This window comes from Stenotrophomonas sp. CFBP 13724 (assembly GCF_014841975.1).
Lineage (GTDB): Bacteria > Pseudomonadota > Gammaproteobacteria > Xanthomonadales > Xanthomonadaceae > Stenotrophomonas > Stenotrophomonas lacuserhaii.
The window spans coordinates 2,470,199-2,494,285 of record NZ_JACYUW010000001.1 but is presented as its reverse complement, the minus strand read 5'-3'; the positions used below and the strand labels follow the sequence as shown (position 1 = coordinate 2,494,285).

Below are 24,087 nucleotides of genomic sequence, written 5' to 3'. Positions count from 1 at the left end.
TGCAGGGCCAGCCTTCGGCTGTCCGGATCTGCTCCTGCAGATCCGTCGAACCCCGGGGCTTCTCATCTGCCGCTCTCTCCGCCAGACAAATGAAAAGGGCCGCCCGATGGGCAGCCCTTTTCATTTGTCTGGCGGAGAGAGGGGGATTCGAACCCCCGAAGCGCGGTTTAGACGCTTACACACTTTCCAGGCGTGCTCCTTCAACCGCTCGGACACCTCTCCGGATTCCCCTGCGGAACGACAATGCCGTTGCAGGGGCCGCAGATTCTAGCTGGCTGCGCGGCAGGACACAAGGCCCTGCAGTTGCCGACGTAGGGGGCTGGACAGGCGTGGCACAATGGTCGTCCTGATGAAGACGGTGGCCTGATGTCCTATCTCGTCCTTGCCCGCAAGTGGCGTCCAAAGCGTTTTGCCGAGCTGGTGGGCCAGGAACACGTGGTCCGCGCGCTTACCAATGCGCTGGACAGCGGTCGCGTGCATCACGCTTTCCTGTTTACCGGTACCCGCGGGGTGGGCAAGACCACCATCGCGCGTATTTTCGCCAAATCGCTGAACTGCGAACAGGGCACCAGTGCCGATCCCTGCGGCCAGTGTCCGGCCTGCCTGGACATCGATTCCGGTCGCTACATCGACCTGCTGGAAATCGATGCGGCATCCAACACCGGCGTCGACGATGTCCGCGAGGTGATCGAGAACGCGCAGTACATGCCCTCGCGGGGCAAGTACAAGGTCTACCTGATCGACGAAGTGCACATGCTGTCCAAGGCGGCGTTCAATGCGCTGCTGAAGACGCTGGAAGAGCCGCCGGAGCACGTCAAATTCCTGCTCGCCACCACTGATCCGCAGAAGCTGCCGGTCACCGTGCTCAGCCGCTGCCTGCAGTTCAACCTGAAGCGCCTGGACGAAGACCAGATCCAGGGGCAGATGACCAGGATCCTGGCGGCCGAAGAGATCGAAGCCGACGACAGCGCCATCGTGCAGCTGTCCAAGGCCGCCGACGGCAGCCTGCGTGACGGCCTGTCGTTGCTCGACCAGGCCATCGCCTATGCCGGCGGTGCGCTGCGCGAGGACGTGGTGCGCACCATGCTGGGCACGGTGGATCGCACCCAGGTGGCGGCCATGCTCGACGCCCTGGCCGAAGGTGATGGCCAGCGCCTGCTGCAGGTCGTGGCGGCGCTGGCGGAGTTCTCGCCGGACTGGAGCGGCGTGCTGGAAGCGCTGGCCGATGCCCTGCACCGCATCCAGGTGCAGCAGCTGGTGCCCGGTGCCATCGCCGCCGATGGCCTGGACCTGGGCGGCTTTGCTGCGCGGGTGCGTCCGGAAGTGGTGCAGCTCTGGTACCAGATGGCCCTCAACGGCCGCCGCGACCTGCCGCTGGCGCCGAGCCCGCGCGCCGGTTTTGAAATGGCCGTGCTGCGCATGCTGGCCTTCCGTCCGGCCGCTGCGGTGCCGCCGGTGCCGCGTGCACCGGAAGGTGGCGAAGGTCTGCAGTCGGGTGGTTCGACGGGGGCGGCGAGCGGCTCGGCGGGTTCGACCGGCATCGCCGCCGCACCCGTTGCCGCCGCACCGGCGCCGGCCGTGGAAGCCAGCGTGCAGGCCGCAGCGCCCAAGCCCGGTCCGCTGCCGGATACCACGCCGGTGGAAGATCCCGAGCCAGCGCCGCCGGCACCGGTGAAAGATCCGCCGCCGGCCTCGAATGAACCGGATCTGCCCCCGTGGGAGATCGAAGCGGCCGATGACAGCGACCAGCGCGACGATGCACTGGCGGCTGAACTGGCTGGCCCGGACGCGGCCATGCTGGCGCCGTGGCAGCCATCTGCCGAACCGGCACCGCGCGCTGCGCCCGCTGTTGCGGTGGCGGCACCGCCCAAGCCGTTCCGCGCCGAAGGCATCGACATCGCGCCTGCCGCCAGGGTGGCCGAAGCAGCAGCCCCGGGCGGTGCTTCGGTGGCATTGGCCTGTGCCGAAGATTGGCTGGAACTGGTGGCTGCCAGTGGCCTGAGTGGGCCTTCGCGGCAGCTTGCCGCCAACGCGGCGTTCATCAGTTTCCAGCACGGGGTCTTGAAACTGGGTTTGTCGCCCGGATTTGAGTACCTGAGTTCCGAACGCGCGCTGGGCGCGCTGGCGGAGATGCTGGGCAAGGCGCTGGGTTCGCCGCCGAAGATCGTGGTCGATGCCACGCAGGCGCCGGCCGAGACCCTGCACCAGCGATCAGACCGTCAGCGGAGTGAACGCCAGCAGGCGGCCGAGGCGTTTTTCATGGCCGATCCGGAAGTGCAGGTGCTGATCCAGAAGCACGGCGCGCGGCTCGTGTCCGATTCCATCCGTCCCTTTGAAGAGTAAAGAACCATGCGCGGCAATATCGCCCAGATGATGCAGCAGGCCCAGAAGATGCAGGAGAACCTGCAGAAGGCCCAGGAAGAAATCGCAAAGCTTGAAGTCACCGGCAGCGCCGGTGGCGGCATGGTCAGCGTCACCCTCACCGGTGCCAAGGAATGCCGTAAGGTGCGCCTGGATCCGTCGCTGCTGGGCGATCAGGAAATGCTGGAAGACCTCGTTGCAGCAGCCTTCAACGATGCATCCAACAAGATCGATGCCGAGTCGAAGACCCGCATGGGTTCGGCCACGGCCGGCATGCAGCTGCCCCCGGGCATGAAGCTGCCGTTCTGATGCAGCGCAGCCGGGCATGGCCCGGCTCTATCCGAGCCGAATGATGTCCGCACCCCTGCTTGACCAGTTGATCGAAGCGCTGCGCGTGTTGCCCGGCGTGGGCCAAAAGACCGCCCAGCGCATGGCGTACCACCTGCTGGAACGCGAGCGCGAGGGCGGCGAGAAGCTGTCCTCGCTGCTGGCGCAGGCGATGGAGCGCATCGGCCATTGCGCGCAGTGCCGCGATTTCAGTGAAAGCGAACTGTGCGCGACCTGCGCCAACAACAGCCGCGAGCGCAGCCAGTTGTGCGTGGTGGAATCCCCCGCCGACCGGCTGGCCATCGAAAACGCGACCGGTTTCCGCGGCGTGTACTTCGTGCTGCAGGGCCGGCTGTCGCCGCTGGATGGCATCGGCCCGCGCGAACTCGGGCTGGAGCTGCTGGGCCAGCGGCTCGATGCCGGCGAGATCACCGAAATGATCATCGCCACCAGTGCCACGGTGGAAGGCGAAGCGACCGCGCATTACCTCGCCCAACTGGCGCGTGCGCGGCAGGTGCGGCCGAGCCGTCTCGCGCAGGGCCTGCCGCTGGGCGGCGAGCTGGAGTTCGTCGATCGTGGCACGTTGTCGCATGCCTTCGGCACGCGCAGCGAAGTGCGGTAATAAAGACAGAAGCATACCCACGCGCGTAGTGCCGACCTTGGTCGGCACCTCCCCAAGAGGCGAAACCCATGACCAGCGAAACGCTCTTCAGCAAGATCATCCGCCGCGAGATCCCGGCCGTCATCGTCTACGAAGACGAGGACGTGCTGGGCTTCAAGGACATCGCGCCGCAGGCGCCGGTGCACGTGCTGTTCATCCCGAAGAACGAGGTCATTCCCACCCTGGATGACGTAACGCCGGGGCAGGCGCACCTGATCGGCAAACTGGCCCTGGCCGCCGCACAGTACGCGCGCGAACAAGGCTTGGCCGAAGACGGCTACCGCATCGTCATGAACTGCCGCGAGCATGCCGGGCAGACCGTGTTCCATATCCACCTGCACCTGCTGGCTGGCGCCCCGCTGGGCCACTTCGGCGCGCCGGGCCGCTAAGCCGCGATACCGGTTCTGCTTCGTCGTGCCGCGCGCCACAAAAAAGCCGCCCGAAGGCGGCTCTCATTACAGCTCAGGCAGCAGTCACCACCAGCCGTAGCGACCGTAACCCCACGGGCCCCACGGACCCGGACCCGGGCCCCAAGGACCGTACGGGTAGGGCACCACATCGACCTGGCGCTGTTCCGGCCACAGATAGATCACATCGGCGGCGAGCTTGGGCAGGCGATAGTCGTACTCGCCGATCTTGACGTTCTCGTAGCCGTCCACGCGGCCGATGAAGGTCACATCGCGGCCTTCTTCGAATACCGCCGGATCATAGAAACCGGCGCGGCAGGCAACGAAGCGGCCGTCACTGGCGTCGGTGGAACTGGTGGTCGGGCGACCACTGGCGTTGAGCGGGCGCGACAGCAGCTGGAAGCAGGTCTGGCCCTGGCCCGGCAGCGTTTCGATGATGCGGCCGCCCCAACGCACCGGCGCGCCCACCTGCTGGGTCGCCACGGTATCGCGCGGGGTCACGGCGGCGAACTGGCCTTGCAGCGGCTTCGGTGCCGTCGCGCAGGCCGCCAGCGCCAGTGAGGCAGCCAGGGGAAGCAGAATCTTGATGTTCATGATGTGGCTCCGGAAGACGGACGATGCCTGCGCAGGTCGGCCAATAATGAAGCGTGGTCGACATGAGTGCCAGCGTAGCGCGCATGGACGAAACGCTGGCTGAGCGCCAGCAAGGCAGGATCGCTCCGATGGGCGTCAACGCGGCGTGCCCATTCCATCGCCGGCTCGGACGGTTCACGCGCCAGGCCCTGTCTCGCGTAACGGCGGCCCAGTCGGTGCCAGGCGCGCAGCAACGGGTCGCGCTCGCGTTCGCCGCGGGCCAGCACCCAGGCCATCGCCCCCAGCGCCATCAGCGCAATCACCACCAGGCTGGAAATCAGCTGTGCCGGCGACAGGTCCGGCATGCCCAGCGGCCGCAGCAACTGCTGCTGGCGGGTGGCGTCGAAGGACAGCACCATCTCGTTCCAGCCCCTGCGCAGCCAGTCCATCGCCTGTCCGGTCTGCAGCCAAGCCCCCTGCATGCCGCCCGCTTCGGTGCCCAGGCGATCTTCCAGTGTGTCGTAGATGCGTTCGGGGGCCACCGCGGCGGTGGGGTCCACGCGCACCCAGCCGCGCCCGGGAAGCCACACTTCGGCCCAGGCGTGGGCGTCCATGCGCCGCACCACCCAGTAGTCGCCGATCGGGTTGCGCACGCCACCGGCAAAGCCGGTGACAACGCGCGCCGGCACCCCGGCATTGCGCATCAGCACGACGAATGCCGAGCTGAAGTGTTCACAAAAACCCACCTTCTGATCGAACAGGAATTCGTCCACCGCGTTGCGGCCGGGCAACTCGGCATCCAGCGAGTAGGCGAACTCGGCGCGGATCCAGTCCAGGCTGCGACGCACCAGCGCGGCGTCGTCGTTGCCGGCTTCGGCGCGCCACTGGCGAGCGAGCGCAGCGGTGCGCGGATTGAATCCTTCCGGCAACTGCAGCGACAGCTGGCGCTGCCACGGCGACAAGGACGCGGCGAACACCTGCGGCGGCGCCGACTGCAGCGTCCAGCGGCTCAGCGAAGCCAGGGGGCGATCGCTGACCAGGCTGTAATCGGCGGTCAGTCGCGCGCCGGCCGGTGCGCTGCCGGGCAGGTCCAGCGCGACCAGCTGGCGGCGGTCGGTGGGTTCGTAGTCGATGGTGTAGTTCCAGCGCTGCGTACCGGCCTGCACCGGAACCGGCGCGCGCTCTTCATTGCGGCGGTCGCGGATCCACGTGCGGCCATCGAAATGGGTCATCACCGGGCCGCGCCAGTAGCGCTGTTCCGCCGCTGGCACCGGTCCATGGAACTGCGCGCGCAGCGCCGGGGTGTCGTCGGCCATCAGGTCCAGCCACTGGCCCGGTTCCATGCTGTCGGACAGGCCCGGCCGACTGACCGCACGGTCCGGCAGGCCCCACAGCGGCTGTGACAGGCGCGGGAACAACCAGAAGGTTGCCATCGCCAAGGGCAGGCCGATCAGCAGCAGACGCAGCACGCCACGCACCTGCACGCGTAGTGCCGGCGTTGGTGACCGGCCTTCGACCTGCGCCAGCCGCTGCAGCGCGAGCAGCGCGCAGACGCCGGCCAGGGTGGCCAGCAGGGTGGTCATCGGGCCCTGATCCAGCAGGAAGGCGGCGAACGGGGCGAACAGGGCGAAGCCGAGCAGGCTGCGCGCATCGCGCAGGGTATGCAGTTCGCTGGACTTGATCGCCAGCATCGCCGCCAGCAGCGCACAGCCGGTATCGCGGCCGGGGCGGATGCCCATCTGCACGTAGATCAGGGCGAGCATCGCCAGCACCAGCAACAGCCGCACGGTTACCGGCAGCAGGCCACGACGTGACACCACGGCGGTCAGCAGGGCGACACCGGCGATGGTGGCAGCGAGCACGCTGGGCAGCTGCAGCAGCAATGGCAGCAGGGCCAGCGCGGTGCTTGCCAAGGCCCAGCCACGTGCATGGCGGTCCAGCAGGGTGGGGGCAGGTTCAGTCATGCGGCAGCAGCGCAAGGGCGCGCAGGCAGAGATGGTGGTGCGAAGCGCCCTGTGCAGGCCCGAGGGCCGGCTGGCCCGGCAGCTTCAATGTATAGCGGCGGCCCTCGCGTTCGGCCAGGTCCACCCAGCGTGCAAGCCGGGCGATGCGTTGTTCGGTGCCCAGTCCGTGCAGCTGGCGCCAGTCGAGCATCACCTCGATGCCGGCCGGCTTTTCATACTCGCGCACCAGCAGCGTGTCGCGCCGTGCGGAGTGCTTCCAGGCGATGCTGCGGCGGGGATCGCCTGCGCGATAGGGGCGCAGTTGATGCAGTTCTTCGCCGGCCGCATCCATCCGGCTGTGCAGCGGGTCGCTGCCTTGTTCGGGCAGCCCGGGGCCTTGGGTTTCGGCGTGCGGATACACCAGCAGCGGCTGGTCCGGCCAGAACCACGACCACGCGCGCACCAGTCCCAGCGGCTGCGTGGTGGACAGGCGGATGCGGTCCAGGTCCAGCCAGCCGCGTTGGGTGGTGGGCAGTTCCAGTTCGGCATCCACCCGGCCGCCGGCCGGGACTGCGGTCCAGCTGTGCGCATCGCCGTGGTCCAGTTGCAGGCCCGGGCGGCCGCGCTGTTCGCGCTGGGAAAGTGCAACGCGTACGCGCAGCGGCTGGCCGGCTGCAACCGGCTCGGCGCTGACCGCATCCAGGCTCAGCCCGGACAAGGTCAGGTGCGCGCTGATCGCACTGGCCACGCCGGCGCCGGCCAACAGCAACGCCAGCAACAGGGCAGGGTTGTTGTTGTAGTTCAGCGCGCCGAGCAGCATCGCCGCCAGCACCGCGGCCACGAACAGTCCGAAGCGCGTGGGCAGGACGTAGATGCGTCGGCGGTCCAGCCGTTGCGGCAAGGTTTCCGGCTGGCGCGGGCGCGCCAGGTTCATCAGCCACTGCCGGCGCGTAGGCACGGGCGCGTTCAATCCACCGGCACCGTCTGCAGGATCGCGCGTGCCAGCGCCGTGCCGGCCGACGACTCGGCTTCGCCGACCAGGCGATGCCCGGCCACGCCGATGAACAAGGTCTGCACGTCTTCGGGAATGACATGCGCGCGGCCCAGCAGCAGCGCGTGCGCCTTCGCTGCACGCAGCAGCGCCAGCCCGGCACGCGGTGACAATCCAACGCGCACGCCGGCGTGCTGCCGGCTGCGGGTCAGCAGTGCCTGCACGTAATCGATCAGCGCATCGCTGGCATGCACCTGCAGCACGGCCTCGCGCAGTGCGCGCACCTGCTGGTCGTCCAGCTTCGGGGTGGCGCGCGCGATCAGGTCGCGACGGTCCACGCCACGCAGCAGCTCGCGTTCGGCGTCCACGTTGGGATAGCCCATCGCCAGCCGCAGCAGGAACCGGTCCAGCTGCGAATCCGGCAGCGGGAAGGTGCCGGACAGGTCCACCGGGTTCTGCGTGGCGATCACGAAGAACGGGTCCGGCAGGGCATGGGTCTGGCCATCCAGGGTGACCTGCTGTTCGGCCATCGCTTCCAGCAGCGCGCTCTGCGTGCGGGGCGGCGCGCGGTTGATCTCATCGGCCAGCAGCACGTGGGTGAACACCGGCCCAGGATGGAAGGCGAACTCGCGACTGCCCGGATCCAGGATCGACACGCCAAGCACGTCGGCCGGCAGCAGGTCGGACGTGAACTGCACGCGTTGGAAGCCCAGTCCCAGGCTGGAGGCGAGCGCGTGGGCGAGGGTGGTCTTGCCCAGACCGGGCAGATCTTCGATCAGCAGATGCCCGCCGGACAGCAGGGCGACGAAGGCCAGTCGTACTTCGTGGGCCTTGCCCAGTACCAAGGCGTTGACCTGTTGTTGCGCATCAAGCAGAGCCTGACGCAGTTCATCGGTTAGCATGCGGGGCACGGGGGGCGAAGAATCCATCGTCGTCTCTGGCTCGGTCTTCCTTCGATTCTATAGAGCAATGCAGGGCGAACAACGCGCACGCACGATATTTCTGTGGCTATGGACACTGATCACGGCAGTGAAGCTGGTCGTGGCCGCACGCCTGCCGTTGTTCGTCGACGAGGCCTTCTATTGGCAGGAAGGCCAGCACCTGGCCGCCGCCTACTCCGACCTGCCAGGACTCACTGCGTGGCTGGCCCGGCTGGGCGTGGAGATCGGCGGGCACCATGTGCTGGCGTTGCGCCTGCCCTTCCTGGCCATCGGGGCCTGGTTGCCTTGGGCGGTATCGCGCATCGCCACGCGCTGGTTCGGCAACGTGGCCGGCTGGCAGGCCGGCAGCCTGACTCTGCTGATGCCGCTGTCGGCCACGCTGGGCATGTTGGCCGTGCCGGACGTGCCGATGGCGATGGCCGCGGTGCTATGCCTGGGGGCTGGCGCGCGCTTGCTGCACACGGTGGATGCCGCAGCCGCGATGCGCTTGGCGCTGGGCCTGCTGATCGGCGCGCTCAGCCATTACCGCTTCATTGGCGTGATCGCCGTCGGTTTCATCGCCTTGCTGATGTTGCCGCAAGGCCGCCGGATGCTGCGCGATCCGCGCATCTGGGTGGCGCTGGCCGTTGGCGTGCTGGCATGGCTGCCGTTGCTGGCATGGAATGCGGACAACCATGAGGCAGGGCTGAAGTTCCAGATGGTCGATCGCCATCCCTGGGATTTCCAATGGACCGGGCTGTGGTTCCTGGTGATCCAGCCGATGCTGGTCACCCCGCTGCTGTGCCTGGCGATGTGGAAAGTAGCCGTGGCCGGCACCCGTGCCGGGGGCGGTGCGCGCGCGCAATGGCGTTACTTCGGGCTGGTTGGTGGCGTGTCCACGCTGGCGATCTTCGTGCTCGGCTTCTTCACCGACGTGGAACGCATCAGTTTCCATTGGCCGTTACCGGGCTACCTGGCGCTGCTGGTGGCCGTGCCGGTGGTGCTCAATGGCTGGCCGCGCTGGCTGCGCCGTACGGCATGGTGGACCGCCGGGGTGGGACTGGCGTTGGCCTTCAGCTACTACCTGATGGCGTCTTCGCCGCAGCTGCGCGAGCAGTTGGCCGGTTACAAATATTACCCGCGCAATTTCGCCGGCTGGCAGCCGCTGGCCGATGCCGTGCGCGAGGAATTGCAGCAGATGCCGCCGGGCACCAAGGTGCTGGCCGGCAACTTCAAGGTCGGCGCGGAGCTGGGCTTCCAGCTGGGCGATGCCGATATCGCGGTGCTGCCGCATCCGCTCAACGACAAGCATGGGCGCAGCGTGCAGCTGGGCTTGTGGGGCCAGCTGCACGATGGCAAGCGCGATGGTCCGCTGCTGCTGGTGCTGTCGCCCAGCGACCAGCGTTACCGTGAACTGCTGGACCGCTATCACGCGATCTGTGGCCAGGTCGGTCCGCTGCCGCCGCCGCGCGTGGTCAGCAGCGACCATGGCTTCCAGCGTTTCCTGTTGATCCGCCTGCCGGCCCAGCGTGAGGAGGGGCCGTGCATCACGCCGGCGATGGCCTGGTTCGATGCGCCGTCCTCCGGTGATGTCGTGGCGGCGGACCTGCACGTGCGCGGCTGGGCGTTCAAGGACGGCGTCGGGCTGTCACGCGTGGAAGTGCTGCTGGATGGGCGCGCGGTGACCGATGCGGTGTACGGGCGGGCCTTCGACATCCGTCCGGCGTGGCCGCAGTCCAATGATCCGCAGCATCCCAACGTGGGCTTCGATGCTCACCTCGATACCCGCTCGCTGGCGCCGGGACGGCACTGGCTGGGCCTGCGCCTGCATGGACACGACGGCAGCGTGGAGCTGTGGCAGGAACAACCGTTCGTGGTGCCCGCGCGCTGACGACCGTTGGGTCTGGTGGGTGACGACCGTTGGTCGTCACGCTCTTCGCCCGGGTCGGGAAAGGCCCTGTGACGACCAAGGTCGTCACCCACCAAGGGGCGCAAGCTCACGGCACCGCGATACCCGCCTGGCGCAGCAGTGCGCACAGCGCGATCAGCGGCAGGCCCACCAAGGCGGTCGGGTCGCGGTTGTCGATGGCCTCGAACAGGGCGATGCCCAGGCCCTCGCACTTGAAGCTGCCGGCGCAGTCCAGCGGCTCTTCGGCATCCACGTAGCGTGCAATCTCAGCCTCGGTCAACACACGAAAGCGCACCGTGGTGGTATCCAGCGCCTCTTTGCGTTCTCCGTCACGCATGAGACAGATCGCCGTATGGAACTGCACGGCGGCCCCGGACATCCCGGCCAGCTGTGCCCGGGCGGCTTCCGCCGTGCCCGGTTTACCCAACGGCAGGCCCGCCAGATCGGCCACCTGGTCCGACCCGATCACCCATGCGCCCGGGTGCCGCCGGGAGACCTCGGCCGCCTTGGCGGCCGCCAGGCGCACCGCCAGCGCGGCCGGGGCCTCGCCGGGCAGGGGGCTTTCGTCCACCTGCGGGCGTGCGCAGTCGAAGGGCAGGCGCAGCCGTTGCAGCAGCTCGCGGCGGTATGGTGAGGTAGAGGCCAGCAACAGGGTATTCATGCGTGGAATCAGGGCTCTGGGCCAGCCAGTCTGGCCCCTGGCTGACGCCCGCCACAAGCCTGAAGCTCCAGGTAATTGACAGCGGCCGCGACGGTCCTTAACATTCAGCGGCTTATGTCCGCGAACGTGCCCGAAACGCTGGATGCTTGGCGGATGGTCGCAGCGCGAAGGCGCTTCGACGGCCAGGTCGATCTGGCTCAATTCACCCGCCTGCAAGGGCTTGTTGCCGATGCTGAAGGTCAGTGCACGTATGCACTGGAATTCTCGCACGACGACATCCTGCGGGTATCCTATGTGGAATTGACCATCGATACCGAGCTGCCGCTGATCTGTCAGCGCAGCCTGCAGCGTTTCCTGCTGCCGGTGAAGCTGGTGCAGAAGATCGGCCTGATCCGCGAGGAAGACGAGGAATCGTCCCTTCCGGAGGACTTCGAGGCCCTGCTGGTGCCCGAAGATGGCCAGCTTGTGCCGCTGGAGCTGGTCGAAGACGAACTTGTGTTGGCGGTCCCGGTGGTACCCCTCTCGCCCGATGGCGAGGCGGTGGACCAGGAATGGGCCCCGACGAAGGAAGAAACCGACAAGGTCAACCCGTTCGCGGCGTTGGCAGCGTTGAAGAAAAAGTAAGGTCGGGCTGGCTCGACCGAGCGAATATGCAGCCGGGTATCGTCGGCGGCTGCGGCGAAAGCGAAAAGTGTGCTGGGCGCTGGCGTCCTGTGCGACGAAACGACGAAGAACATCGAACCGAGTTTGGAGCAATCCCATGGCTGTGCAGAAATCCCGTGTCACCCCGTCCCGCCGCGGTATGCGCCGTGCGCATGACGCCCTGAGCGCAAAGCAGCTGTCGACCGACCCGACCACGGGCGAAGTGCATCTGCGTCACCACATCACTGCCGATGGTTTCTACCGCGGCAAGAAGGTCATCCAGACCAAGACTTCTTCCGTCGAAGAAGATTGATGTGAGTGAAGGCCGCTGCCGTGCCGGCAGCGGCCTTTGCCGTATCCCTCCGGGCACCGGCAACGGCCGCCCGCGCAACAGGAATGTCGATGAGCAAGCGGATCTACTCGAGGATCGCGGGCACCGGTAGCTATTTGCCGGAGAAAGTGCTGACCAACGCCGACCTGGAAAAAATGGTCGAGACGTCGGACGAGTGGATTGTTTCGCGCACCGGCATCAAAGAGCGGCATATCGCCGCCGCAGAAGAAACCACCAGCGACCTCGGCTACCACGCTGCGGTGAAGGCGCTGGAAGCGGCCGGCATCGATGCCAGCCAGCTGGACATGATCGTGGTTGGTACCACCACGCCCGATCTGATTTTCCCGTCCACCGCGTGCCTGATCCAGGCCAAGCTCGGTGCGACCGGTTGCCCTGCCTTCGACGTCAACGCGGCCTGTTCCGGCTTCGTGTTCGCGCTGGGCGTGGCCGATAAATTCATTCGTTCCGGTGATGCACGCCATGTGCTGGTCATCGGGGCGGAAACCCTCACCCGTATCGTCGACTGGAATGACCGCACCACCTGCGTGCTGTTCGGCGACGGTGCCGGTGCGGTGGTGCTGAAGGCCGACGAAGACACCGGCATCCTCAGCACGCACCTGCATTCGGACGGTAGCAAGAAAGAACTGCTGTGGAATCCGGTCGGCGTTTCGGCCGGTTTCGGCGAGGGCGAGCAGGCACGCGGCGCGATCCTGATGAAGGGCAACGACGTGTTCAAGTACGCGGTGAAGGCGCTGGATTCAGTGGTCGACGAAACCCTGGAAGCCAACGCGTTGAGCAAGGCCGACCTGGACTGGTTGATCCCGCACCAGGCCAACCTGCGCATCATCGAAGCCACCGCCAAGCGCCTGGAGATGTCCATGGACCAGGTGGTGGTGACGGTGGACAAGCACGGCAATACGTCGTCGGCATCGGTCCCCCTGGCGCTGGACCACGCGGTGCGTTCGGGCCGGGTAGAGCGCGGCCAGCTGTTGTTGCTGGAAGCGTTCGGCGGTGGCTTCACGTGGGGTTCGGCACTGCTGCGTTACTGATAACGCGAGTGTCCATTTCGTAAAAACGTCGTGACGGCCCCTCGGGGCCGTACTGCGTTATGGAGAATGCCCATGGTTGAGCCGATTACCCTTGAAGGGCAGCGAGCGTGGTTGAAGCAGTACGGTGAAGGCAGTCGCGCCGTTGCGCTGGGTTTGCTCAATTTCGTTGCCCGTCGTTTCCATCTGGACGCACTGCGCCCGCCGCCGCACCGCGGTGGCGATGCCGCCCGCCAGACCGAGGCGCGGCGGCTGGGCGAACTGCGGGCGCAGGGCGTGAACGTGCCTTCGGTGCTGGGCAGCGGCCATGCCGCACTGGTGCTGGGCGACAACGGCAGTTCCTTCAATACCTGCCTGCGCGAGGCCGACGATGCCGGCCGCGATGCGCTGGTGGCCGCCGCCATGCAGGCGATGGCGGCGGCGCATGCGCGCGGCGCGTATTTCGGCCAGCCGCTGCCGCGTAACCTGACCTGGGACGGGCAGAGCGTGGGCTTCATTGATTTCGAAGAAGATCCGCTGGAAGTGATGGACCTGGCCCAGGCGCAGGCGCGCGACTGGTTGATGTTCGGCTATGGCGTGGCGAAGTACTACGCCGATCGCCCGCAGCGGTTGCAGGCGATGATGGCTGCCGCGATGGACGGTGCGCAGGCGCCGGTGCGTGAGCACGCGCATGCGGTGACCGGGCGGCTGCAGCGCTTGGCCAAGGCCAGCCTGGGCCTGGGGCGTTCGGCGCGCGCGCTGGCCCACGCCATCCTGGTCGTGCATGGCGCCACCACGCTGGGCGTGCTGATGGTGCTGGTGGTGTGCGCGGACTGGTTGGCCGATGGGCACTTGGATCTGCTGGAACTGCTGACCTGAAACAGGGTAGGTCGTGCCCCCGCCGAGCATGGCTCGGCGCTACCGAAAGCCCCATGTGCGTGGTGGATGACGACCGTTGATCCTGGTGGGTGACGACCGTTGGTCGTCACGCCCCCGCCCGCCCTGCATACGCGCACGTACAGACGGCAGGCGGCAATCGCCTTTATCATGGCCTGCTTCGATTCAAACCAGGCGGATGACCGCGTGACTGATTCCACTCTTGCTTTCGTTTTCCCCGGCCAGGGCTCGCAGTCCGTGGGCATGCTGGCCGAGCTGGCCGAGCTGCACCCGCAGGTGCGTGAAGCCTTCACGGAAGCATCCGATGGCGCCGGTGTCGACCTGTGGGCACTGTCCCAGGGCGGCCCGGAGGAAATGCTCAACCGCACCGAATACACCCAGCCGGCCCTGCTGGCCGCCAGCATCGGCGTGTGGCGTACCTGGAAGGCACTGGGCGGCGCGCAGCCGTCACTGCTGTCCGGCCACAGCCTGGGCGAGTACTCCGCACTGGTTGCCGCTGGCGCCCTGAGCCTGCACGACGGTGCGCACCTGGTGCGCCTGCGTGGCCAGTTCATGCAGGACGCCGCACCGGCGGGCGTGGGCGCGATGGCCGCCGTGCTCGGCGCTGAAGATGCACTGGTGCTGGACGTGTGCAAGGAAGCGGCCGGCAGCCAGGTACTGGTGCCCTCCAACTACAACTCGCCTGGCCAGATCGTCATCGGTGGCGACGCCGCCGCGGTGGATCGCGCGCTGGCGCTGCTCGCTGAAAAGGGCGTGCGCAAGGCAGTGAAGCTGGCCGTCAGCGTGCCCTCGCATACCCCGTTGATGCGCGAAGCCGCCAACCGGCTGGCCGAAACCATGGCCGGCCTGTCCTGGCAGGCACCGCAGTTGCCGGTGGTGCAGAACGTCGATGCCACCGTGCACGAAGGCGTGGACGCCATCGCCGCCGCGCTGGTGCAGCAGTTGTACCAGCCGGTGCAGTGGACCGGCTGCGTGCAGGCGCTGGCCGCGCGTGGCATCACCCGTATCGCCGAATGCGGCCCGGGCAAGGTGCTGACCGGCCTGGTCAAGCGCATCGACAAAACCATCGACGGCCGTTCGCTGGCCACCCCGGGCGACGTCGAAGCCGCCCGCGAGGCATGGTCGGCCTGACCCCCTTCCCGTTGCCCGCCTGCGTCGTGCCCCCCCGGCATGGCGCCGCGCGCGGGCGACCGCACCATTCGAGGACAGCATCATGAGCAAGCCCCTGCAGGGTGAAATCGCACTGGTCACCGGCGCAAGCCGCGGTATCGGTGCCGCCATCGCCGACCTGCTGGCCGCCCAAGGCGCCACGGTCATCGGCACGGCCACCACCGATTCCGGTGCCGCCGCCATCGGCGAGCGCCTGGCCGCGCAGGGCGGCCACGGTCGCGCGCTGAACGTCACCGATGGTGCCGCGCTGGATACCGTGCTGGCCGACATCGCCAAGGAATTCGGCCCGATCAGCATCCTGGTCAACAACGCCGGCATCACCCGCGACAACCTGCTCATGCGCATGAAGGACGAGGACTGGGCGTCGATCATCGACACCAACCTGACCAGCGTGTTCCGCACCAGCAAAGCGGTCATGCGCGGCATGATGAAGGCGCGCAAGGGCCGCATCATCAACATCGCCTCGGTGGTGGGGGTGACCGGCAACGCCGGCCAGGCCAACTACGCCGCCGCCAAGGCCGGCATCATCGGTTTTTCCAAGTCGCTGGCCAAGGAAATCGGCTCGCGCGGGGTCACCGTGAACGTGGTGGCGCCCGGCTTCATCGACACCGACATGACCAAGGCGTTGCCTGACGAAGCGCGTGCCGCGCTGGTCAACAACATCGCCCTGGAACGCCTGGGTTCGCCGGAGGACATCGCCCATGCGGTGGCCTTCCTGGCCAGCCCGGCAGCCAACTACATCACCGGAGAGACACTCCATGTGAACGGCGGGATGTACATGCCGTAAGCACGGGGCGCACGGATCGCGCCGCAAGTGGTTGATCTGGATGGCGTTTTACTTGCATGCAAGGCGCCGCCGGTTTCCACTACACTATCCCACGGCCATCGTCTGCGATGGCGTCTTTTTGAACCACTACTCCATCTGGAGCAATACCCCATGAGCACCATCGAAGAACGCGTCAAGAAAATCGTCGTCGAACAGCTTGGCGTCAAGGAAGAAGAAGTCACCACCAGCGCATCGTTCGTCGATGACCTGGGCGCAGACTCGCTGGACACCGTCGAGCTGGTGATGGCGCTGGAAGAAGAGTTCGAGTGCGAAATCCCGGACGAAGAAGCCGAGAAGATCACCACCGTGCAGCTGGCGATCGACTACATCAAGGCGCACGTCAAGGCCTGATGCAAGGCGGCTGGTGCGCGGCGGCGGCTCGACCGTAACCGCGCACGGCATCCCATGGGGCCGCGCATGCGGCCCTGTGTATTTGCGCTGCTGCATACGGGCGCGGATCCAATTACGTTCCACCCCGCGTCATACCCGCACCATTTCCGGGTCAGGAGAAAGCAATGAAGCGTCGCGTCGTCGTTACCGGCATGGGCATGGTTTCGCCTCTGGGCAATGACCTGGCCAGCAGTTGGCAGGGCATCACCGAAGGCCGTTCGGGCATCGGTCCGCTGACCCACGTTGCCGACGCCTACCTGGACCGTTTCACCACCAAGATTGCAGGTGAGGTCAAGGATTTCGACATCACCGCCGACAACGAACAGTTCGGCAAGTACCGCGTGTCCGGCAAGGACGCCAAGAAGATGGACCCCTTCATCCACTACGGCCTGGGCGCGTCCTTCATGGCGCTGGCCGATTCGGGTCTTGAGATCAACGAAGGCAATGCCGAGCGCATTGGCGCCATCATCGGCGCCGGCATCGGCGGCCTGCTGGGCATCGAAGAACAGACCATCGACTTCCACGAAGGGAAGAAGATCTCGCCGTTCTACGTACCCAAGACCATCATCAACATGCTGCCGGGCCAGCTGAGCATCATCGCCGGGCTGAAGGGTCCGTCGTTCTCGGCGGTGTCCGCGTGCGCTACGTCCAACCATTCCATCGGCACGGCAATGCGCATGATCCAGTACGGCGATGCCGACGTGATGGTCGCCGGTGGCGCTGAACGTGGCTCCTCGCCGACCGCGCTGGGCGGCTTCTGCGCGATGAAGGCGATGTCCACCCGCAACGATGACCCGACCGCGGCCTCGCGCCCGTGGGACAAGGACCGCGACGGCTTCGTGCTGGGCGACGGCGCCGGCATCCTGATCCTGGAAGAGTACGAGCACGCCAAGGCGCGCGGCGCGAAGATCTACTGCGAGCTGGCCGGCTTTGGTGCCAGTTCCGATGCGTACCACATGACCGCACCGGCAGAGAGCGGCGAAGGTGCTGCGCGCTGCATGGCGGCGGCGATGAAGGACGCCGGGGTCAACCCGGACCAGATCGGTTACCTCAACGCGCACGGCACCTCCACGCCGCTGGGCGACCTGGGCGAGACCATGGCGATGAAGACCGCCTTCGGCGACCACGCCTACAAGATGCTGGTCAGCTCCACCAAGTCGATGACCGGCCACCTGCTGGGTGCGGCGGGCGGCGTGGAAGCGATCTTCTCCGTGCTGGCGCTGCAGGACGGGGTGATTCCGCCGACCATCAACCTGCACCAGCCGGGCGAAGGCTGCGACCTGGACTACGTGCCCAACGAAGCACGCCAGGCCAAGGTGGACGTGGTGATGTCCAACGGCTTCGGCTTCGGCGGCACCAACGGCACGCTGGTGTTCAAGCGCGTCTGAGGTTCGTCAGGTTCTGGTAGCGCCGAAGGCCGCGGCAGGAGCCGCTGCCAACGTCGCTTGCGACGGCCCGAAGGGTGCCGGTCAGGACGGCCGGCATAGCCATGCTCGGCGGCTGTTGCGGTCGCGTTTGCCGCTGCGCTCGCCGAGCGTGGCTCGGCGCTACCGCTGTCCGTTGCCCGGTGTCCGCCACCGCCACCCGGCGCTCGCCACCCTACACCCCCTCTTCCAGGCGCTGCGCCGACATGCCCGATCCGATCCTGATCCAGCCCCTGGACACCCCGGCCGACCTGCTCGCCCTGCAGCAGGCCGACCCGGCGCGCTTCCCGCTGCTGATGGAATCGACTGCCTCCGGCACCGCACAAGGCCGCTGGGACCTGCTGCTGGTCGCCGGCGAGACGTTCCTGCGGCTGGATGCCGATGGCATCGTCCGCGACCATACCGGCCAGACCCACGCAGGCGCCTTCCTGGACCTGCTGGACGCTGCCTGGCAGGCAGAGCGCCTGCCACCCGCGCACGCCCCCACGCTGCCCTTCCGGGGCGGCTGGGCGCTGCTGCTGGACTACGAAGTAGCCAGCCAGATCGAGACCGTGCTGCCGCCGATGGCGCGCGCCGATGGCCAGCCCACCGCGCTGGCGTTGCGCTGCCCCGCCGCCGTGCTGCATGACCACCTGGAACAGCGCAGCTACCTGGTGGCCGAAGCCGGCCAACAGGCGCTGCTGAGCACCCTGCAGGCGCAGCTGGCCACCGGCGCACCGGCCGCAGGGCAGGGCTGGCAGCCGCCGATCCGCATGGAAGAAGACGCACCCGCACGCTTCACCGACGGCGTGCGGCGGGTGATCGATTACCTGCTGGCCGGCGATGTGTTCCAGGTGAACCTGTCGCGCCGTTGGTGCGCGCACTTTGCCGATACGGTGAGCCCGCAGGCCCTGTATGCCCAGCTGCGCCGCGCCAACCCGGCACCGTTCGCCGGCCTGTTCACCGGCCACGGCCGCCACGTGGTGAGCTCATCACCGGAACGGCTGGTGTCGGTGCATGGCGGCCACGCGCAGACCCGGCCGATCGCCGGCACCCGGCCTCGCTTTGATGGCGACGACGATGCCGCGCGCATCCAGGAGCTGGTCGGCCACCCGAAGGAACGCGCCGAACACGTGATGCTGATCGACCTGGAGCGCAACGACCTGGGCCGCATCTGCACGCCCGGCAGCGTGGTGGTGGACGAACTGATGACCGTGGAAAGCTATGCCCACGTGCACCACATCGTCAGCAATGTCAGCGGCACCCTGCGCGATGACGTCACCCCGGGGCAGGTGATCGCCGCGACATTCCCCGGCGGCACCATCACCGGCTGCCCGAAAGTGCGCTGCATGCAGATCATCAGCGAACTGGAGCGGGTGCCGCGCGGTGCCTACACCGGCGCCTTCGGCTGGCTGAACCGCGACGGCGACCTGGACCTGAACATCCTGATCCGCACCGCCGAAGTAGCGGGCAACGAAGTCAGCTTCCGCACCGGCGCCGGCATCGTCGTCGATTCGGACCCGGACAAGGAACTGGACGAAACCCGCGCCAAAGCCCGCGGCCTGATGCGCGCCCTCGGCCAGCAAGGCTGACCCCGCACCACGGTAGTAACGGCCGCCGGCCGTCAGCCCCAGCGGTTGCTCCCGGTAGTGACGGCCGCTGGCCGTCAGCCTTTGCCTGCGGCCCTGGTGGGTGACGACCGTTGGTCGTCACGCTGTCGCCGTTGCCCCACCTCCGCACCCGCCGAGCACGGCTCGGCGCTACACGTTCGCGGTATCCTGCACACCTGAATAATTCTTCGAGGTAATCCATGGCGGCAGCCAAGCGCGGATGTCTGATGGTGCTGACCATCCTGGTGCTGCTCGGTGCAATCGCCGTAGGCGCCGGCGCATGGTTCTTCTACCAGCAGGGCCAGTTCGCCGACCGCCCGCTGAGTCCCGACCAGGAGAGCATCGTCATTGCCAGCGGTGATGGCTTCAACACCGTGCTCGGCAAGCTGCGCGAAGCCGGCGTGGACGAAGGCCAGGACGCACAATGGCAGTTGCTCGCCCGCCAGATGGATGCCGCCGGCAAGCTGAAAGTCGGCGAGTACGCGCTGGATGCCACCCTGACCCCGCGCGAGCTGCTGACGCGCATGCGCCAGGGCCGCGTGCTGCAGCACCGCGTCACTTTCATCGAAGGCTGGAACATCCGCCAGGTGCGCGCCGCACTCAAGCGCGCCGAACCGCTGGTGCACACCACCGACGAACTGGATGACGCCGCGCTGATGCAGCGCCTGGGCTTCGGCGGCCAGCATCCCGAAGGCCGCTTCCTGCCGGAAACCTACGTTTACCAGCGTGGCGACACCGACGTGGACGTGCTCAAACGCGCCCATGAGGCCATGGAAAAGGCCCTCGCCGAAGCCTGGGATTCGCGCGCCGACGGCCTGCCGATCAACTCGCCGTACGAGCTGCTGACGCTCGCTTCCATCATCGAAAAAGAGACCGCGCTGGCCAGCGAGCGCCCGCAGATTGCCGGCGTGTTCGTGCGCCGCCTGAAGATGGGCATGCGCCTGCAGACCGACCCTACCGTGATCTACGGCATCGGCCCGGCCTACGACGGCAACATCCGCCGCGTGCACCTGACCACCGATACGCCGTACAACACCTACACCCGCGCCGGGCTCACCCCCACGCCCATCGCCATGCCCAGCCGCGATGCGTTGAACGCCGCCGCGCAGCCCGCACCGGGCGATGCGCTGTACTTCGTCGCCGTCGGCGACGGCAGTGGCGCGCACATTTTTTCGGCCAGCTATGCAGAGCACAACGTCGCCGTGGCGCGTTACCTGCAGCAGCTGCGCCAGAACCGCATCAAGGAGAACCAAGCGCAATGAGTGCCGCGCTGCTGCGCCACCCGCGCCTGATCAGCCTGGAAGGCGGCGAAGGCGCGGGCAAGACCACCGCCATCAATGCCATCCACGCTTGCCTGCGCGTGCATGGCCACGAGGTCGTGCTGACCCGCGAACCGGGTGGCACGCCGCTGGCCGAGCGCATCCGCGCGCTGGTGCTGAAGCCCGATGAAGCGATCGCCGCCGAACCGCTGAGTGCCGAAGCCGAACTGCTGCTGGTGTTCGCCGCACGCGCCCAGCACGTGCGCCAGGTGATCCAGCCTGCACTGCGCCGCGGTGCCTTCGTGCTGACCGACCGCTTCACCGATTCCAGTTACGCCTACCAGGGCGGCGGGCGCGGGCTGGATGCCGCGTGGATCGCCGATCTGGAACGCCGCGTGGTCGGCCTGCTGCCGGGCCTGACCCTGCTGCTGGACGTGGACGTGGAAACCGGCCGCGCGCGCGCCAACGGCCGCGACCTGTGGCCGGACCGCATCGAGAGCGAACAGGATGATTTCTTCCAGCGCGTGCGCGCGGTATTCCGCGAACGTGCGCAGCAGGATCCGCAGCGCTTCGCGCTGGTCGATGCCAGCCAGGTGCAACAGCGCGTAGCGGCCGATGTGGTGGCCCGCGTGGAGCAGTTCCTGCAGAACGGGGAGGGCGCATGAGCGCGACCGGAAAGGCGGCATTTTCACCGTGGCAGCAGCGCGCCTATGACCAGATGATTGCCGCGCTGGATGCTGGCCGGCTGGGCCATGGCCTGCTGATCTGCGGACCGGCCGGGCTGGGCCAGCGTGCCGTGGCCGATGCCCTGGCCGAACACGTGCTCACCCAGGGCGGTGGCCCGCCGGCCGACCGTGCGCGCCAGCTGATATCGGCTGGCACCCACCCGGACCTGCAGATCATCAGCTTCATCCCGAACAAGAGCGGCGACAAGCTGCGCACCGAGATCGTCATCGAGCAGGTGCGCGAGATCGGCCAGAAGCTCTCGCTGACCCCGCAGTACGGCATCGCCCAGGTAGTGATCGTGGACCCGGCCGATGCGATCAACCGCGCGGCCTGCAATGCGCTGCTGAAGACGCTGGAAGAACCGCAGCCCGGCCGCTACCTGTGGCTGGTGAGCAGCGACCCGGCGCGCCTGCCGCAGACCGTGCGCAGCCGCTGCCAGCGGCTGGAATTCAGGCTGCCACCGCGCGAAGAAGCATTGGCGTGGCTGCAACAGCAGGGCCACCGCGAGGACGATGCCATGGAGGCGCTGGACGCCGCGCGCGGCCATCCCGGGTTGGCCGATTCCTGGCTGCGCGAAGAAGGCCTGGAGCTGCGCCGCGAGGTCACCAAGGACCTGGAATCGCTGGCTGCCGGGCGCACCGGCGCGGTGGCGCTGGCACAGAAATGGACCGGTGACGAAGACGCCGCGCTGCGGCTGCGCTTTGCCGCCGACCTGGCACTGGCGATGGCCAGCAGCGATGGCTTGACCGCGCCGGAACGTTTGAACAAGCTGGCAGCCTGGTTCGACGCTGCCAACCGGACCCGCGACCTGCTGCGCACCACCGTGCGCGCGGACCTGGCCGTGGTAGAACTGTTGCTGGCCTGGAACAAGGTCAACGAACGGCAGCACCCAAGGGGTAATCGATGAGCGCCACCAACGCCCGACAGGGCATCCTGTCCCTTGCCGTAAAGGACAAGGCCGCGCTTTATGGCGCCTACATGCCGTTCGTGAAAAATGGCGGGGTGTTCGTGCCCACGCCGAAGCGCTATTTCCTCGGCGACGAGGTGTTCCTGCTGCTGACCCTGCCCGATTCCAGCGAGCGCCTGCCCGTTGCCGGCAAGGTGATCTGGGTGACCCCGGCCGGCGCGCAGGGCAACCGGCCTTCGGGCATCGGCGTGCAGCTGGCGGACGGGCAGGAGGGCGAGGCGGTGCGGCACAAGATCGAGACGCTGCTGGCCGGCCTGACCACGTCGGAAAAGCCGACCCAGACGATGTGAAGAAGTGATCTGAAAAGTATTGACGCTCTCGGGAAAGCCCCTATAATGAGCGGCTCAGCAGCATCGGGCGGTTAGCTCAGCGGTAGAGCATTGCCTTCACACGGCAAGGGTCACAAGTTCGAACCTTGTACCGCCCACCATGATTCAGTCGAAAGAGCCTCCGGAAACGGGGGCTTTTTTGCGTTTGGGGTTATTGTTGGCGCAATCCCCCAGAAGGGGATTGTCCGGGAAGCCGACCGTGAGGAGTGGAGTGCTTTCCACGTTGGAGCCGCGTTGGTCGCGGATGCCCATCTCATGCAGTGATCTGACGGGTGCGGACGCAAGTCGAAGCTGACCAGAAAGCGGTGGAAGGGAGAAGAATAATGACTTCGTAAGGCGCGTCGCCACAAGTTTCGCGCCAATCCGCGAGCAGCACCCATGAAAATCAGTGAGCGCGAATCGAGCGTCACTGACTGAACTGTGGCCGGTTGAAATTTAAGCGCTACGCTGGATTCCATATGCAATGCCTGCCACGGTTATAGATAGAAGCTGATTGCAATCATTTCGGGAGAATCTTGTGTCGCGCTCTTCGCTATCTGGTTTGGTGCTTCTGCTGTATTTCCTTTTCTTTTCCCCAGACGTTCAGGCCGAGGGGGATGTAAGTCCGAAAAGCCGATCTGAAGCAACGAAGATAATTGCCGGGTTGCGGCAGATCGTAACCCCCCAAGGAGTCGAGCGATTGGAACTCGTCGACATAAACGGGGCGAAGCAGTGGGTCTCGATACGCAGCCGCAATCCTGCCAATCCAGTTCTCTTGGTAGTCCATGGAGGGCCTGGCTGGGTGGCTATGCCGACGTCATGGTACTTCGCGCAGGGATGGGAGGAATATTTCACGGTGGTACAGTGGGATCAGCGAGGCGCAGGGAAATCGTATGATCCGGCCATCGTCGATACCCTCACCGTCGACCAGATGCGAGAAGACATCGATGCCGTGATCGCCTGGGTGAGGTCAGAAACCGGGCAGGACAAGTTGTTTCTCCTGGGCCATAGCTGGGGGAGCCTACTGGGTCTGGATGTAGCCGGCCGTCACCCGGAATGGCTGCATGCATACATCGGGGCTGGACAGGTTGTGGATATGCGGGAGAGCGAGCGTCGCGGATGGGCCTGGGCAATGCAGGAGGCTCTTGAGCGAGGCAATGCTGAAGCAATGAAGGAGCTAGAGTCGATCGCGCCTTACGCTATAGGCGAAGCGGTCATTCCACTGTCCGACCTTTTCCTGCAGCGCAAGTGGGTCAATGCCTTCGGCGGCGCCGCATTCAATCGTCCGGATGCCAGCTTTGAGGCGGCGGCGATCGCGCTGTCACCGGACTACACCGATGAGGACGTCAGGAATGTCTGGAAGGCGCAGGATGTCTCAGTCGAGCGCTTGATGCCCGCAGTCCTGGCGAGCTCCAAGGCGTCGCTTGATGAACTGGATGTTCCGGTCATCCTGTTGCTGGGCAGGCACGACATCAACGTGTCTTCCCAGCTTGCGGCTGAGTGGTTCGCCCGACTGGAGGCTCCCAGGAAACGCCTCTTCTGGTTCGAAAATTCCGCCCATGAAATGCTGGTTGAGGAACCCGGTAAGATTTTCCTGACCCTGATAAATGAGGTGCTTCCACTGGCGCGCGACTCTGGAAACAAGGAGGCAGTCGGAGTAGAGCGTCCGCGCTGAGTGCCTGTTGCAATCAATCAAGTCACTGTTGATCGCCTGCCGTGGACCTGAAGGATTGGCCCGAGGCGGGCATCAAGCAACCATCCTTTGCAATTCGCGGAGTTG

At 66.6% G+C, this 24,087-nt stretch carries 24 protein-coding genes and 2 tRNA genes; 20 read left to right on the top strand and 6 right to left on the bottom strand.

Annotated elements, in window-relative coordinates:
* Nucleotides 1-129: 129 nt before the first annotated feature.
* Nucleotides 130-222, bottom strand: a tRNA-Ser gene (locus IFT63_RS11050).
* 144 nt (nucleotides 223-366) lie between these two features.
* Here IFT63_RS11050 and dnaX point away from each other — a divergent pair.
* The 4 genes from dnaX (at nucleotide 367) to IFT63_RS11030 (ending at nucleotide 3,738) form a co-directional block, all read left to right on the top strand.
* Nucleotides 367-2,343, top strand: coding sequence for a DNA polymerase III subunit gamma/tau (dnaX, locus tag IFT63_RS11045; protein WP_192084100.1), 1,977 nt, complete (start codon nucleotides 367-369; stop codon nucleotides 2,341-2,343).
* Between the two features lie 6 nt (nucleotides 2,344-2,349).
* Nucleotides 2,350-2,670 (top strand): YbaB/EbfC family nucleoid-associated protein, encoded by a 321-nt coding sequence (locus IFT63_RS11040; RefSeq protein WP_042613371.1) that lies wholly within the window; start codon nucleotides 2,350-2,352, stop codon nucleotides 2,668-2,670.
* A 43-nt stretch (nucleotides 2,671-2,713) separates the two neighbouring features.
* Entirely contained in the window at nucleotides 2,714-3,310 is a 597-nt protein-coding gene (recR, locus tag IFT63_RS11035) for a recombination mediator RecR (RefSeq protein ID WP_192084099.1), read from the top strand.
* 68 nt (nucleotides 3,311-3,378) lie between these two features.
* Nucleotides 3,379-3,738 carry a histidine triad nucleotide-binding protein gene (locus IFT63_RS11030; protein ID WP_192084098.1) on the top strand — a complete coding sequence of 120 codons (360 nt, stop codon included), beginning with the start codon at nucleotides 3,379-3,381 and terminating at the stop codon, nucleotides 3,736-3,738.
* A gap of 84 nt (nucleotides 3,739-3,822) precedes the next feature.
* Here IFT63_RS11030 and IFT63_RS11025 read toward each other — a convergent pair whose 3' ends face one another.
* Genes IFT63_RS11025 through IFT63_RS11010 form a run of 4 tightly spaced genes read right to left on the bottom strand, consistent with a single transcriptional unit; the run spans nucleotide 3,823 to nucleotide 8,192 of the window.
* The gene (locus IFT63_RS11025) at nucleotides 3,823-4,350 is read right to left on the bottom strand and encodes a Slp family lipoprotein (protein WP_057506959.1); all 528 of its coding nucleotides are present in this window, start codon (nucleotides 4,348-4,350) and stop codon (nucleotides 3,823-3,825) included.
* Nucleotides 4,347-6,293 (bottom strand): DUF3488 and transglutaminase-like domain-containing protein, encoded by a 1,947-nt coding sequence (locus IFT63_RS11020; RefSeq protein WP_192084097.1) that lies wholly within the window; start codon nucleotides 6,291-6,293, stop codon nucleotides 4,347-4,349. Before IFT63_RS11020 ends, IFT63_RS11025 begins: the two co-directional genes overlap by 4 nt.
* Entirely contained in the window at nucleotides 6,286-7,206 is a 921-nt protein-coding gene (locus IFT63_RS11015) for a DUF58 domain-containing protein (protein WP_192084207.1), read from the bottom strand. Before IFT63_RS11015 ends, IFT63_RS11020 begins: the two co-directional genes overlap by 8 nt.
* Nucleotides 7,207-7,238: 32 nt before the next feature.
* Nucleotides 7,239-8,192, bottom strand: a complete 954-nt coding sequence (locus IFT63_RS11010; RefSeq protein ID WP_192084096.1) for an AAA family ATPase — start codon at nucleotides 8,190-8,192, stop codon at nucleotides 7,239-7,241.
* Nucleotides 8,193-8,232: 40 nt separating this feature from the next.
* Between IFT63_RS11010 and IFT63_RS11005 the strand changes: the two genes are divergently transcribed.
* The gene (locus tag IFT63_RS11005) at nucleotides 8,233-10,074 is read left to right on the top strand and encodes a glycosyltransferase family 39 protein (protein ID WP_192084095.1); all 1,842 of its coding nucleotides are present in this window, start codon (nucleotides 8,233-8,235) and stop codon (nucleotides 10,072-10,074) included.
* A 106-nt stretch (nucleotides 10,075-10,180) separates the two neighbouring features.
* On the opposite strand, the gene IFT63_RS11000 is transcribed toward IFT63_RS11005, so the two are convergent.
* Complete coding sequence (locus tag IFT63_RS11000; protein WP_192084094.1) at nucleotides 10,181-10,753, bottom strand: Maf family nucleotide pyrophosphatase; 573 nt, start codon at nucleotides 10,751-10,753, stop codon at nucleotides 10,181-10,183.
* 114 nt (nucleotides 10,754-10,867) lie between these two features.
* Between IFT63_RS11000 and IFT63_RS10995 the strand changes: the two genes are divergently transcribed.
* From IFT63_RS10995 to IFT63_RS10925, 15 genes are all read left to right on the top strand, one after another.
* The gene (locus IFT63_RS10995; RefSeq protein ID WP_042613379.1) at nucleotides 10,868-11,377 is read left to right on the top strand and encodes a YceD family protein; all 510 of its coding nucleotides are present in this window, start codon (nucleotides 10,868-10,870) and stop codon (nucleotides 11,375-11,377) included.
* A gap of 136 nt (nucleotides 11,378-11,513) precedes the next feature.
* Complete coding sequence (rpmF, locus tag IFT63_RS10990) at nucleotides 11,514-11,708, top strand: 50S ribosomal protein L32 (RefSeq protein WP_042613380.1); 195 nt, start codon at nucleotides 11,514-11,516, stop codon at nucleotides 11,706-11,708.
* A gap of 89 nt (nucleotides 11,709-11,797) precedes the next feature.
* Nucleotides 11,798-12,775 (top strand): beta-ketoacyl-ACP synthase III, encoded by a 978-nt coding sequence (locus IFT63_RS10985; RefSeq protein WP_042613381.1) that lies wholly within the window; start codon nucleotides 11,798-11,800, stop codon nucleotides 12,773-12,775.
* A 72-nt stretch (nucleotides 12,776-12,847) separates the two neighbouring features.
* The gene (locus tag IFT63_RS10980; RefSeq protein WP_192084093.1) at nucleotides 12,848-13,630 is read left to right on the top strand and encodes a serine/threonine protein phosphatase; all 783 of its coding nucleotides are present in this window, start codon (nucleotides 12,848-12,850) and stop codon (nucleotides 13,628-13,630) included.
* Nucleotides 13,631-13,834: 204 nt separating this feature from the next.
* A complete protein-coding gene (gene fabD / locus IFT63_RS10975; protein WP_192084092.1) occupies nucleotides 13,835-14,779 on the top strand; it encodes an ACP S-malonyltransferase in 945 nt (314 codons plus the stop codon).
* Nucleotides 14,780-14,861: 82 nt separating this feature from the next.
* Complete coding sequence (gene fabG, locus IFT63_RS10970; RefSeq protein ID WP_042613383.1) at nucleotides 14,862-15,605, top strand: 3-oxoacyl-ACP reductase FabG; 744 nt, start codon at nucleotides 14,862-14,864, stop codon at nucleotides 15,603-15,605.
* A 150-nt stretch (nucleotides 15,606-15,755) separates the two neighbouring features.
* Nucleotides 15,756-15,995, top strand: a complete 240-nt coding sequence (gene acpP / locus IFT63_RS10965; protein WP_042613384.1) for an acyl carrier protein — start codon at nucleotides 15,756-15,758, stop codon at nucleotides 15,993-15,995.
* 164 nt (nucleotides 15,996-16,159) lie between these two features.
* Nucleotides 16,160-17,422 (top strand): beta-ketoacyl-ACP synthase II, encoded by a 1,263-nt coding sequence (fabF, locus tag IFT63_RS10960; protein WP_192084091.1) that lies wholly within the window; start codon nucleotides 16,160-16,162, stop codon nucleotides 17,420-17,422.
* Between the two features lie 242 nt (nucleotides 17,423-17,664).
* Entirely contained in the window at nucleotides 17,665-19,029 is a 1,365-nt protein-coding gene (locus tag IFT63_RS10955) for an aminodeoxychorismate synthase component I (RefSeq protein WP_192084090.1), read from the top strand.
* Nucleotides 19,030-19,247: 218 nt separating this feature from the next.
* Entirely contained in the window at nucleotides 19,248-20,309 is a 1,062-nt protein-coding gene (mltG, locus tag IFT63_RS10950; protein ID WP_192084089.1) for an endolytic transglycosylase MltG, read from the top strand.
* A complete protein-coding gene (tmk, locus tag IFT63_RS10945) occupies nucleotides 20,306-20,971 on the top strand; it encodes a dTMP kinase (RefSeq protein WP_192084088.1) in 666 nt (221 codons plus the stop codon). The genes mltG and tmk overlap by 4 nt, the downstream gene beginning before the upstream one ends.
* Nucleotides 20,968-21,939 carry a DNA polymerase III subunit delta' gene (locus tag IFT63_RS10940; protein ID WP_192084087.1) on the top strand — a complete coding sequence of 324 codons (972 nt, stop codon included), beginning with the start codon at nucleotides 20,968-20,970 and terminating at the stop codon, nucleotides 21,937-21,939. The genes tmk and IFT63_RS10940 overlap by 4 nt, the downstream gene beginning before the upstream one ends.
* Nucleotides 21,936-22,289, top strand: a complete 354-nt coding sequence (locus IFT63_RS10935; protein WP_042613390.1) for a PilZ domain-containing protein — start codon at nucleotides 21,936-21,938, stop codon at nucleotides 22,287-22,289. Before IFT63_RS10940 ends, IFT63_RS10935 begins: the two co-directional genes overlap by 4 nt.
* 65 nt (nucleotides 22,290-22,354) lie before the next feature.
* A tRNA-Val gene (locus tag IFT63_RS10930) sits at nucleotides 22,355-22,429 on the top strand.
* 416 nt (nucleotides 22,430-22,845) lie between these two features.
* A complete protein-coding gene (locus tag IFT63_RS10925) occupies nucleotides 22,846-23,982 on the top strand; it encodes an alpha/beta hydrolase (protein ID WP_042613391.1) in 1,137 nt (378 codons plus the stop codon).
* Nucleotides 23,983-24,087 lie beyond the last annotated feature (105 nt).

Coding starts and splice junctions, on each gene's coding strand:
- IFT63_RS10980 (WP_192084093.1), top strand. CDS start 12,848: ATGGTTGAGCCGATTACCCTTGAAGGGCAGCGAGCGTGGTTGAAGCAG.
- dnaX (WP_192084100.1), top strand. CDS start 367: ATGTCCTATCTCGTCCTTGCCCGCAAGTGGCGTCCAAAGCGTTTTGCC.
- IFT63_RS11025 (WP_057506959.1), bottom strand. CDS start 4,350: ATGAACATCAAGATTCTGCTTCCCCTGGCTGCCTCACTGGCGCTGGCG.
- IFT63_RS11040 (WP_042613371.1), top strand. CDS start 2,350: ATGCGCGGCAATATCGCCCAGATGATGCAGCAGGCCCAGAAGATGCAG.
- IFT63_RS10995 (WP_042613379.1), top strand. CDS start 10,868: ATGTCCGCGAACGTGCCCGAAACGCTGGATGCTTGGCGGATGGTCGCA.
- IFT63_RS11030 (WP_192084098.1), top strand. CDS start 3,379: ATGACCAGCGAAACGCTCTTCAGCAAGATCATCCGCCGCGAGATCCCG.
- IFT63_RS11015 (WP_192084207.1), bottom strand. CDS start 7,206: ATGAACCTGGCGCGCCCGCGCCAGCCGGAAACCTTGCCGCAACGGCTG.
- IFT63_RS11000 (WP_192084094.1), bottom strand. CDS start 10,753: ATGAATACCCTGTTGCTGGCCTCTACCTCACCATACCGCCGCGAGCTG.
- fabG (WP_042613383.1), top strand. CDS start 14,862: ATGAGCAAGCCCCTGCAGGGTGAAATCGCACTGGTCACCGGCGCAAGC.
- IFT63_RS10940 (WP_192084087.1), top strand. CDS start 20,968: ATGAGCGCGACCGGAAAGGCGGCATTTTCACCGTGGCAGCAGCGCGCC.
- IFT63_RS10985 (WP_042613381.1), top strand. CDS start 11,798: ATGAGCAAGCGGATCTACTCGAGGATCGCGGGCACCGGTAGCTATTTG.
- mltG (WP_192084089.1), top strand. CDS start 19,248: ATGGCGGCAGCCAAGCGCGGATGTCTGATGGTGCTGACCATCCTGGTG.
- IFT63_RS11005 (WP_192084095.1), top strand. CDS start 8,233: ATGCAGGGCGAACAACGCGCACGCACGATATTTCTGTGGCTATGGACA.
- IFT63_RS11010 (WP_192084096.1), bottom strand. CDS start 8,192: ATGGATTCTTCGCCCCCCGTGCCCCGCATGCTAACCGATGAACTGCGT.
- acpP (WP_042613384.1), top strand. CDS start 15,756: ATGAGCACCATCGAAGAACGCGTCAAGAAAATCGTCGTCGAACAGCTT.
- IFT63_RS11020 (WP_192084097.1), bottom strand. CDS start 6,293: ATGACTGAACCTGCCCCCACCCTGCTGGACCGCCATGCACGTGGCTGG.
- rpmF (WP_042613380.1), top strand. CDS start 11,514: ATGGCTGTGCAGAAATCCCGTGTCACCCCGTCCCGCCGCGGTATGCGC.
- IFT63_RS10955 (WP_192084090.1), top strand. CDS start 17,665: ATGCCCGATCCGATCCTGATCCAGCCCCTGGACACCCCGGCCGACCTG.
- fabF (WP_192084091.1), top strand. CDS start 16,160: ATGAAGCGTCGCGTCGTCGTTACCGGCATGGGCATGGTTTCGCCTCTG.
- recR (WP_192084099.1), top strand. CDS start 2,714: ATGTCCGCACCCCTGCTTGACCAGTTGATCGAAGCGCTGCGCGTGTTG.
- IFT63_RS10935 (WP_042613390.1), top strand. CDS start 21,936: ATGAGCGCCACCAACGCCCGACAGGGCATCCTGTCCCTTGCCGTAAAG.
- tmk (WP_192084088.1), top strand. CDS start 20,306: ATGAGTGCCGCGCTGCTGCGCCACCCGCGCCTGATCAGCCTGGAAGGC.